The 239-nt window shown below is 51.0% G+C and carries 1 protein-coding gene; it reads left to right on the top strand.

Going from position 1 to position 239, the window contains the following annotated elements; translation table 11 throughout:
• Window positions 1-26: 26 nt before the first annotated feature.
• Window positions 27-239 (top strand): TetR/AcrR family transcriptional regulator (locus tag A3722_RS15535; RefSeq protein WP_150120513.1); only part of this gene is annotated, 213 nt, incomplete at its 3' end.

Raw genomic sequence — 239 nt, 5'->3', positions numbered from 1 at the left:
ACCTACCTATTATCGGGAGATTCGACATGGCCCTGCCAAGTAAGACACCAAAAGGATCTGCACATGATCGCCTCATGCAAGCGGCCATGATCCTGTTCTACAACCACGGCATCAGCGGAACCGGCATTGATGCCATTGTGGAACGCGCAGACGTTGCGAAAAAGAGCCTCTACAACAACTTTGCCTCCAAGGCAGATCTGGTAAACCAGTATCTTGAGGCACGGCATGAAGAATGGTTG

Source organism: Sulfitobacter sp. HI0027 (assembly GCF_001634775.1).
GTDB lineage: Bacteria > Pseudomonadota > Alphaproteobacteria > Rhodobacterales > Rhodobacteraceae > Sulfitobacter.
This window is presented reverse-complemented; position numbering and strand designations above follow the sequence as displayed.